The 7,010-nt window shown below is 55.6% G+C and carries 8 protein-coding genes; 1 reads left to right on the top strand and 7 read right to left on the bottom strand.

The genetic code is table 11. The features are described from left to right. The 4 genes from B2Z72_RS07295 to yrfG form a co-directional block, all read right to left on the bottom strand. A partial coding sequence (locus tag B2Z72_RS07295) for a phosphoenolpyruvate carboxykinase (ATP) (RefSeq protein WP_297004443.1) occupies positions 1 to 593 on the bottom strand: 593 nt, incomplete at its 3' end. A gap of 203 nt (positions 594 to 796) precedes the next feature. Then, the gene (gene hslO / locus B2Z72_RS07290; protein ID WP_296985315.1) at positions 797 to 1,648 is read right to left on the bottom strand and encodes an Hsp33 family molecular chaperone HslO; all 852 of its coding nucleotides are present in this window, start codon (positions 1,646 to 1,648) and stop codon (positions 797 to 799) included. Positions 1,649 to 1,651: 3 nt separating this feature from the next. After that, complete coding sequence (gene hslR / locus B2Z72_RS07285) at positions 1,652 to 2,050, bottom strand: ribosome-associated heat shock protein Hsp15 (RefSeq protein WP_296985314.1); 399 nt, start codon at positions 2,048 to 2,050, stop codon at positions 1,652 to 1,654. 35 nt (positions 2,051 to 2,085) lie between these two features. Further along, positions 2,086 to 2,742, bottom strand: coding sequence for a GMP/IMP nucleotidase (gene yrfG, locus B2Z72_RS07280; protein ID WP_296985313.1), 657 nt, complete (start codon positions 2,740 to 2,742; stop codon positions 2,086 to 2,088). A 44-nt stretch (positions 2,743 to 2,786) separates the two neighbouring features. On the opposite strand from yrfG, the gene nudE reads away from it, so the two are divergent. Then, positions 2,787 to 3,356 (top strand): ADP compounds hydrolase NudE, encoded by a 570-nt coding sequence (gene nudE, locus B2Z72_RS07275; RefSeq protein WP_296985311.1) that lies wholly within the window; start codon positions 2,787 to 2,789, stop codon positions 3,354 to 3,356. On the opposite strand, the gene B2Z72_RS07270 is transcribed toward nudE, so the two are convergent. The 3 genes from B2Z72_RS07270 to B2Z72_RS07260 form a co-directional block, all read right to left on the bottom strand. Beyond that, positions 3,314 to 5,788, bottom strand: coding sequence for a PAS domain-containing hybrid sensor histidine kinase/response regulator (locus B2Z72_RS07270; protein WP_296985309.1), 2,475 nt, complete (start codon positions 5,786 to 5,788; stop codon positions 3,314 to 3,316). The genes nudE and B2Z72_RS07270 overlap by 43 nt on opposite strands. Before the next feature lie 91 nt (positions 5,789 to 5,879). Then, entirely contained in the window at positions 5,880 to 6,575 is a 696-nt protein-coding gene (locus B2Z72_RS07265; RefSeq protein ID WP_296985307.1) for an LrgB family protein, read from the bottom strand. Continuing rightward, on the bottom strand, positions 6,572 to 6,904 hold the full coding sequence (locus B2Z72_RS07260; RefSeq protein WP_296985305.1) for a CidA/LrgA family protein: 333 nt from the start codon (positions 6,902 to 6,904) through the stop codon (positions 6,572 to 6,574). The genes B2Z72_RS07265 and B2Z72_RS07260 overlap by 4 nt, the downstream gene beginning before the upstream one ends. Between the last annotated feature and the right edge of the window lie 106 nt (positions 6,905 to 7,010).

Here is a 7,010-nt window from a genome sequence, read left to right as displayed (position 1 = left end):
GGCAGCACGTCTTTTTCCGGCAGCAGGAAGTTCTGCACGCCGAACATGGCTTTCTTCATTTCACCGGCGTAACGCATACCAGCGATCAGTACTTTGCGCTGGGCAAAGTTAACGATGACGGCGCCGTCAGAGTTAGTACCGTCGCGTTCAGGCACACATTCAAAACCGGCAACGTTCAGAATCTGCCACTCTTCCTTGGAAGATGGGTTGTAGCTTTCCGGCAGGATGAACAGGTTACGGCCAAACAGGTTCTGCCATGCAGTCTGAGTGGTCATTTTAACCGGCAGGTAATGCTGCGGATCAGAACCCACGTGCACGTGAGATACGAAGCTGTCGTGTTGAGCCAGATACTCTTCCACACGTTCCCACAGGGCATCAAACTTGTCCGCAGAGAATGGACGGTTGATGTTGCCCCAGTCGATAGCATCTTTACTGCTCGGCTCTTCGACAATGTATTTGTCCATTGGCGAGCGGCCGGTACGCTTACCGGTTATAACAACCAGCGCGCCATTGTCCTGCAGCTTGCCTTCGCCGCGTGCGATGGCTTGTTCTACCAGAAATGGTGTGGATAAGTCGGTGTAAACAGTGCTCATATCTGTGCCCGAAAGGGGTCCTCTTATAGTGTACGGCTTCTGGCCATACGCAGATGTCTCGTCACGCCCTGAGGGTGCTGGGGCGAACCCAATTGGTTGAAGGCGCGGAATTATGCCAGAAAATTGATCAAACGCTAAGCCCCTGTGGGTCAGTTGTTGAGAGTTGTTCTCTATTAACTCAATAGGGGCTGCTTAAATACTGATCAGTGCGGGCGTTGTTCCGGGAAGAGTTCGTCCACCTGACGCTGATCAAACGCGTAGTGCTGCGCGCAGAATTCGCAGGTGATTTCGATCTTGCCCTGTTCGGCAATCATATCATTCAGCTCCGCGTGACCCAGCTGGTGCAAAGCACTGGCGATGCGGTCTTTGGAGCAGGTGCAGAAGAAGCTCAGCGCTGACGCCGGATAGATGCGGGTCTGTTCTTCATGGAACAGACGGTGCAGCACATCATCGGCGTTCAGCTGCAGTATCTCTTCTTCTTTGACGGTGGAGGCCAGATGACCGATGCGGTCCCAGGCGTCCGGGTCATCGCTGGTCATGGCCGGCAGTTTCTGCAGCATCAGACCGGCGGCACGGGTGCCGTCACTGAACAGCCAGAAGCGGCTGCCGAGCTGTTCTGACTGTTCGAAATAATCCTGCAGCGCCTGAGCGATATTGCCACCACTGATGGCAGTAATGCCCTGATATTTCTGTCCCTGCTCCGGCTCAATGGTGATCACCATCTGGCCCTGTTCAAAGCTGAGTTCATCGGCGCGGGAGTTTTCGTCGTAACGGGCAATGGCGCGCAGCTGGCCCTGTTCGTTGGTCTCTGCCTGCAGCAGCGTCACATTGCCGCTGAGGCGCAGTTGCAGGGTCAGGCGACCTTTGAATTTCAGGTTGGCGCTGAGCAGCGCGGTGGCGGCCATCAATTCGCCGATTTCGCGGGCGATCAGTGGCGGGTAGTTGTGGCGCTTGATGACTTCGCGGAAAGCGCTGTCCAGCTGGGCAATTTCACCACGGATGTCGGTGCCGTCGAAGCTGAAGCGCTGCAGTTGGTCGCTGACTGGGTTGGTCATGGTTCAGTGATCCTGATTCTGTTCAAAACGACGCATATCGCGGCGTTCTTTTTTGTTAGGTTTATGATCCGGAGCCTGCATGGAGTGGCGCATGATGCGGCGGCGCTCGGTTTCGTCCATGCGCTTTTTAATGCTCTCGGTGGTTTCTTCGTACAGCAGCCGGGCTTCCGGCGCGCCACGGCGCTGATCGGACAGAGCTTTGATGACGATCTTTTTCTCGTCGAAACCCTGGCGCACGGTCAGGGTCGCGCCCAGCTCAGCAGTCTTGCTGACTTTGCAGCGCTGGCCTTCATAGTGCACTTTGCCGCCTTCAATGGCGGCCTTGGCCATGGCGCGGGTTTTGAAAAAACGCGCGGCCCAGAGCCATTTATCCAGACGGATTTTTTCGTTCTCTTCTGCCATATCGTCTCCGGTCTGAGGTCTGCCTGGGCAGCGGCTCAGAACTTGAGCTCATCAAAGTGGTTCACACCGGGGAAGCGGCCATCGGTTTTTGGTGGCTTCTGGCTGTCCGGATGATAGATCGCCAGCAACCAGCCGATGCCCCAGCGGGCGGCGGATTCTAACACAGCTTCACTGTCGTCAATCAGCAGGGTGCGGGCGGGATCGAATGTTTCATTACTGGCAAGATGATCCCAGAATGCCTGACTTTCTTTCGGTTCCTGATAATCGTGGGAGCTGATCACGCAGTCGACCAGCTGGTCGAGACCGGTATGCTCCATTTTCAGGTCAACGCTGTAGCGGTGGGCGTTGGTAACAATCACCGTGCGCTTGCCCATATCGCGCAGGCGTTGCAGAAAATCTTTTACGTGCGGGCGGAAGCCAATTTTATCCTGAACGTCGCGTTTCAGGTCGGCGATGGGCAGGCCGGTGAGTTCGGTCCAGTAATCCAGACAGTACCAGTTCAGGGTGCCACGCAGGCCGACAAAGCTCTTGTTCAGCTCGGCCAGTGCTTCTTCCTCGCTCAGTCCGTGGTGGGCGGCATACTGCGCCGGCACGTGGTCGAGCCAGAAGTAGTTGTCGAAGTGCAGATCCAGTAACGTACCGTCCATATCCAGAAGTACGGTATCAATTTGTTGCCAATCAGGTAGGCTCATAGGGTTATACTCGCAGTCATAGTGACTATTAAAACAGGGCTGTCATGCAGAAAAAACCACAGATTTTAGACCGTCATATCGTTGCCCAGAGCCGTCTGTTCCGGGTGGAATCCTTCGACCTGCGTTTCAGTAACGGTGTCGAGCGGACGTATGAGCGTCTGGTGCCGGGTGGTAACGGTGCTGTCATGCTGGTGGCCCTGATGGATGACGAAACCATTGCCCTGATCCGTGAATATGGGGGCGGAATTGAAGATTACAGCCTCAGTCTGCCCAAAGGCGCCATTGATATGGGCGAAACCCTGCGTGACGCCTGCAACCGTGAGCTGCAGGAAGAAATTGGTTTTGCTGCCCGTGAATTCGTTTTCCTGAAAAAACTCAGCCTGTCACCCAGCTATATGAGCGGCGGTATTCATGTGGTGGTCGCCCGCGATCTGTATGAATCACGGCTGGAAGGCGATGAGCCTGAGCCGCTGGAACTGGTGCCGTGGAAGCTGAAAAACCTGAGCGAACTGTATTGCCGTGAAGATTTCACCGAAGGGCGTGCACTGGCAGCTATTACTCTGGCACAGGCTTATCTGTCCGGTGAGTTTGAAGGAGAAGTACTGAACGCCTGACGTCCGGGCGGGAGCACTTCCGTCAGCGCTGACGCCAGATCTTCCATGCGCAGCGGCTTCGCCACGAAGCCGTTCATGCCAGCCTCCAGACAGCGCTGTCTGTCCTGCAGCATGGCGTTGGCGGTGAGGGCAATGATGGGAATATCTTTCCTGGCGCTGCTCAGATCGCGGATACGTTCAGTGGCGGCGATGCCATCCAGCACCGGCATGTTCACATCCATCAGCACCACATCGAAATCCCCTTCCATTACTGCCACGATGGCTTCTTCCCCGTTGCCGGCCACGGTGACTTTGACGCCCAGACGATCAAGCATTTTGCTGGTGATTTTCTGGTTGACCATATTGTCTTCGGCCAGCAGTACATGGCCGCGCAGGCCTGGCAGTGACGGTTTGTTTTTGCGCCGCTCCACTTTTGGCGCATCGGCCTGACGCAGCGGTAATGACAGGGTGAAGGTGCTGCCTTCACCAACCGTGGACTGCAGTAACAGATCGCCGCCCATGGCGCGCGCCAGATGCTGGCTGATGGTCAGCCCCAGTCCGGTGCCGCCATACTGACGCGAGGTGGTGCTGTCAGCCTGACGGAAGGCTTCAAAAATCTGTTTGTGTTTCTCTTCCGGAATACCGATTCCCTGGTCCTGAACCGCAATGCTGATGCGGAAGTTTCTCTGATCCGCTGAGTTGCCACTGACATGCAGCTCGATACAGCCGTCGTGGGTGAATTTCAGCGCATTGCTGAGCAGGTTGGTAATGATCTGACGGGTGCGTTTCGGGTCACCAAACCAGTACTGAGGCAGGTCGCCGTCGTAAATGTAGACCAGTGAAATCCCTTTACGCCGGGCCGGTTCCTTGAACAGCTGGTACAGACTGGTCAGCAGTTCATTGAGGTCGTAGCGGATTTTCTCGACTTCCAGTTTGCCGGATTCGATTTTCGACAGGTCGAGGATGTCGTTGATGATATCCAGCAGCACGTGGGAGGAGCTGTGGATAATCTGCAGATACTGGTTCTGATCTTCATCGACGCCAGTGTCCATCATCAGCTCAGTGGCACCGAGAATGCCATTCATCGGTGTACGGATTTCGTGGCTCATGCTGGCGAGAAATATGGATTTCGAACGGTTGGCTTTTTCTGCTTCTTCCAGAGCCTCAAAAATCCGCGCGTTGGCTTTTTCCAGCGCTTCCCGGTTGGCCACTTCGACTGTGATATCAAGCCCGGCGAAGAGGATGTTCTCCTGGCTTTCACCGTCAGCGGACAGGCGGGTAATCTGCCAGCGCAGAATGTATTCACGGCCACTGGAGGCCAGCAGTGGAAAAGTGGCTGAGCTGCTGTCTCCAGGGGCGTCCGGGATCTGTTGCCAGCTGCGCTGGAAGGCTTCCCGGGCCGGCGGGGTCAGCAGATGTTGAAAAGGTTGGTTCAGTACCTGTTGTTCGGTCATCTGCAGCAGATGGAGCGCCGACTGGTTAACTCTGACGACATGGCCTTCATTGTTACAGGAAATCAGTGCCGTCTGCATGGCATTGAAGTAGGCATTCACCCGCGCCTGCTGACTGGCAAGATCAGCCTCGGATTCGCTGCGGCGGCTGATGTCCTGTGCATGCAGAACGATATAGTCGTGGTTCTGCTGGTGCCAGGGCGTTGCCTGCACTGACCAGACTGAGGTCTTGCCCTCCCGGTCGCGCAGGCGGCACTCAAAGCTGACCGGAATGCCATGCGTACTGACTTCCGTCAGGTGGGCCAGTACGTCTTTATCCGTCTGTCCGGCGAAAACATTAAGCAGCTGATCGCCGGTTTGCAGACCGAATTTCTGCGTCACTCCCGGACTCAGATCGGTCACCACGAAGTTATCAGACAGCAGCAGTGACATGCTGCTGATATCCGCCTTTTCCAGTGCATTAAGAGACGGATGATTGTTGCGCCTGCGGTTCTGCAGCAACTGATACAGCAGCAGAAAAACGCCGCTGACCAACAGGCTGATCAGGAATAACGACAGCGACATAACAAGGTGGCTGCGGTCGGCGTCTTCCATAGAGGTAACCGCTACCAGGGCATCGCGGTCGTTCAGTGGCTGATAAAAGGCGAGAATGTGTTTGCCGTCAGCCCGGTAATTAGCGAAGCCTTCGGCACCGCTCAGTGCGGCGCGGATGTCTTCCGCGCGAATGGTTTTGTGCTGACTGAAGTGTGAGACAACATTGTCGTTTTCCTGCCGGCTGACGATCTGGAAGTGAATATCACTGCGTTCGGCGTGTGGGGTATTGCTGCTGCCCGGACGCAGCGCCTGCTGCTGCCATTGGCGGGCTACCTGCGAGACGACGCTGGCCAGATCTTTCTGTGCGCTCTGCATGATCTGAAAATAGAGGAACAGGCTGGTTGTCAGAGAAATAACAACAGCAACGATAAGCACAGGTAACCAGGTTTGTTTATGAAGACGAGCCATAGATTGCGCTTTACCTGCCACAAGTGAGCGAATGGAGTCAGAGGTGCCTATAACCCTAGCTGATAGTCACCTCATACGACAGGAAATACAGTTAATAAAGATGAATCAGCCAGGGAAGAACCAATGCATGCAGAGTTGCCGTCAACGTCATTGCCATGGCGGCATAGGCCGACTGCTGTGGGCCCAATTCCAGCGCCCGGCTGGTACCGATGGCGTGGGCGCAGATGCCCAGCGTCAGACCGACGGTCTGTTCGTCGTTCATCCGGGATGCCTTCAGCAGTGGCGGTATCATCAGGGCGCCGAGGATACCGGTCACGATCACGAATACCGACGCCAGCGCGCTGATACCACCCACCTGATCGTTGATGGCCACCGCCACAGGGGTGGTAATGGATTTACTGTGCATGGTGATAAAAATGGCTTCATCGCCGATCCACCACCAGGTCAGCAGTACGGCGCAGGCGACAGTCGTGCCGGAACCCAGACTAATGGCCAGTGCAATACGTAACCATTGTTTACGCATGGTGTGCAGATATTGATAGAGGGGAACCGCCAGCATAACCACCACTGGCCCCAGCATCATGTGCAGATAGCCGCCGCCCCGCATATACGTGTCATAGGACACACCGCTGATTTCCAGTGCTGTCACAACCAGTACGATGCCGGTCAGGATGGGAGGCAGAAAGGCGTTGTTACCGGTCAGGCGGTAAACCTGCTGACCGCCGAGGAAAGCAGCAATGGTCATGGCCGCCCAGAACAGCGGGGTGTGTAATAAGGTTGAGATCATCCTTTTTTCCCCCGGCTCATGATCAGGGCACAAACCAAGGCGCCCGGAATAATGCTGATGGCCAGAATCGCCAGCAGGGCCAGACCGTGTTCCTGTAACGCGTGCTTCTGTGTAACCACGCCGACACTGACCGGAATCAGAAACAGTGGCAGCAGGGGAGACAGAACAGAGGTGATTTTTTTCAGCGAGTCCGACGCAGAGCCGCGCACAATGAGCGCCACTAACAACAGCAGCATGCCGATAATTGAGGCAGGAACAGGGAGATCAAAAAATTGCTGTGTGACACCGCCGAGCAGCAGGAATATCAGCAGGATTAACAGGCCGGGCATGGCTGTCTCCATCTGTAAACAGTCAGGGCAACAGGCCGTAAGAGATTGGTGCGGAAGGAGAGACTCGAACTCTCACACCTTACGGCACCAGAACCTAAATCTGGCG

This window comes from Thalassolituus sp. UBA6592 (assembly GCF_002433655.1).
In the GTDB taxonomy this organism is placed as follows: Bacteria; Pseudomonadota; Gammaproteobacteria; order Pseudomonadales; family Oceanobacteraceae; genus Venatoribacter.
This window is presented reverse-complemented; position numbering and strand designations above follow the sequence as displayed.

What these genes read in the sequence shown, in the direction of transcription:
- hslO (WP_296985315.1), bottom strand. Translation starts at nt 1,648, where the DNA reads ATGACCAACCCAGTCAGCGACCAACTGCAGCGCTTCAGCTTCGACGGC.
- hslR (WP_296985314.1), bottom strand. Translation starts at nt 2,050, where the DNA reads ATGGCAGAAGAGAACGAAAAAATCCGTCTGGATAAATGGCTCTGGGCC.
- yrfG (WP_296985313.1), bottom strand. Translation starts at nt 2,742, where the DNA reads ATGAGCCTACCTGATTGGCAACAAATTGATACCGTACTTCTGGATATG.
- nudE (WP_296985311.1), top strand. Translation starts at nt 2,787, where the DNA reads ATGCAGAAAAAACCACAGATTTTAGACCGTCATATCGTTGCCCAGAGC.
- B2Z72_RS07270 (WP_296985309.1), bottom strand. Translation starts at nt 5,788, where the DNA reads ATGGCTCGTCTTCATAAACAAACCTGGTTACCTGTGCTTATCGTTGCT.
- B2Z72_RS07265 (WP_296985307.1), bottom strand. Translation starts at nt 6,575, where the DNA reads ATGATCTCAACCTTATTACACACCCCGCTGTTCTGGGCGGCCATGACC.
- B2Z72_RS07260 (WP_296985305.1), bottom strand. Translation starts at nt 6,904, where the DNA reads ATGCCCGGCCTGTTAATCCTGCTGATATTCCTGCTGCTCGGCGGTGTC.